A 1,804-nucleotide genomic window follows, 5' to 3' on the forward strand; every position below is an offset into this window, starting at 1 on the left:
GCTGTGCCCGGCGGCACGACCCACTCCAACTCGCTGAACGGCAACGAGTGCGTGGACAACGCGATCGCCGACTACCTGCTGACCGGCAAGCGCCCGGCCCGCAAGTCCGGCAACAGGGCCGACACGACGTGCGCGGCCATGCCGCAACCTGACCCGACGGCCAACGAGCGCAGGCTCCAGCGCCAGGCCCCGGACGACGGCACGAGCAGGCTCGACATGCAGAAGATCGCCGCACCCCGCTAGGCGTACGAGCACGAGGTGGCGAGGGCGGGCCGTTCCGGGATGACCGGGGCGGCTCGCCCTTCTGCTGCACCTCACGCCTGTTTCCTGTCGGGCCCCGGTGGCAGCATGAGCCCATGACCACGGACCCCGACAGCACGGACCCCGGCCGCACGGACCCCAACAGCACGGACCCCAACAGCACCGACGTGAAGCACGAGCTTCATCTCAAGCTCGACGTCAGCCGCACCGCGATGCTGGCTGCGGTCAAGGGTCTTGGCGAGCGCGACCTGCGCCGGCCGATGACCACGACCGGCACCAACCTGCTCGGGTTGGTGAAGCACCTGATCGGCATCGAGCACGTCTATCTCGGCCACGCCTTCGGTCGGCCCCCGCCCGACGTCCTGCCCTGGGTCGAGGACGGTTCGGTGTGGGACGGCGCCGACATGTGGGCAACCGCGGACGAGGCGAGCGACGAGCTGGTCGTGCTCTACCGGCGCGCCTGCGCCCACAGCGACGAGACCATCGATGCGCTGGACCTGCAGGCGGTCGGCAGCGTGCCCCACTGGCCGGAGGAGCGTCGTGCGACGCCACTCGCGGTGTTGCCCGTGCGCATGGTCGACGAGACCCCTCGTCACGCAGGTCATGCCGACATCCTGCGTGAGCTCGTCGACGGCAGGGCGGGCTCAGACCATGACGACATGATGGACCCGGCGGGCTGGAGGGCCTACGTCGCGCGCATCCAGGCTGTGGCGAACACCTTTGCGCGATGACCAGGCCGGACACCCGATGCACAATCGTGTCGAGCGAGTGGCAGGGTCGACCAGGTTGTTGATCGCAGCGCGAGGTCATGGTCGAGACGATTCGTGAGGAGTCCGACCCGGAATCGTGGGCCGGGATGGAGGTCATCGAGGAGATCGGCGCAGGTGACCCGGACGGCTCGCGTTGCTAAGTTCTACTGGGTCTAGCGAAGACGTCTCGGCGGACGTCCCGCCGGAGCCCAGGCGGTGTTGAGCCTTCCGGCAATGTGCTCCCGCAGGACGATCTCGGCATCCGACGACGCGCCGCTTCCGGATCCGATCTCCCGGTGCAGTGCGGCGAGTGCCACCTCGGGGTCCCACGCGAGCGCGTTGGCGGCCGACCAGCTGCGGACCGTGGGACACGGGTCGTCGACCATCTGGGTGATGGCGCTGCGTCCGTCGGGCGTTACACGCAGCGCCAGCTGGTAGAACTGCATCTGGTCCACGAGCTTGTCCCAGCCACGTGGCCTCGCGCCCGTGCCCTGGCCGCCGGCGCGATCCATCTTCACGAGGGTGGCGCGATAGAGGCTGGCGAGATCGTCGACGGGAAGCAGCGTGGGCACAGTTTCATTGTGCCGGGTCCCATGGTGCCGGGCCGGATGGTGCCGCCCAGATGTTCGAGGCTCCGGCGAGTGTGAGAATGGGGGCATGGCCATCCAGATCGCCCAGGACCCCCACGCCGACGAGGTGCTCACCCACCACTCGTTCGCGCTGCTCGCCGGCATGATGCTCGACCAGCAGTTCCCGATGGAGCGGGCGTTCGCGGGCCCGGCCAAGGTGCTCGA

Annotated in this window: 3 protein-coding genes; 2 read left to right on the plus strand and 1 reads right to left on the minus strand. The window is 69.0% G+C overall.

The annotated features are described in order from the left end of the window. Both H7290_RS00460 and H7290_RS00465 read left to right on the plus strand, forming a co-directional pair. Positions 1-243 (plus strand): alpha/beta hydrolase (locus tag H7290_RS00460; RefSeq protein ID WP_290512049.1); only part of this gene is annotated, 243 nt, incomplete at its 5' end. Between the two features lie 113 nt (positions 244-356). Further along, on the plus strand, positions 357-992 hold the full coding sequence (locus tag H7290_RS00465) for a DinB family protein (RefSeq protein WP_290512050.1): 636 nt from the start codon (positions 357-359) through the stop codon (positions 990-992). Positions 993-1,183: 191 nt separating this feature from the next. Here the strand turns inward: H7290_RS00465 and H7290_RS00470 are convergent, their stop codons facing one another. Then, the gene (locus H7290_RS00470; protein WP_290512051.1) at positions 1,184-1,582 is read right to left on the minus strand and encodes a hypothetical protein; all 399 of its coding nucleotides are present in this window, start codon (positions 1,580-1,582) and stop codon (positions 1,184-1,186) included. Positions 1,583-1,804 lie beyond the last annotated feature (222 nt).

This window comes from Aeromicrobium sp. (genome assembly GCF_014378035.1).
Lineage (GTDB): Bacteria > Actinomycetota > Actinomycetes > Propionibacteriales > Nocardioidaceae > Aeromicrobium.

Coding starts and splice junctions, on each gene's coding strand:
- H7290_RS00465 (WP_290512050.1), top strand. CDS start 357: ATGACCACGGACCCCGACAGCACGGACCCCGGCCGCACGGACCCCAAC.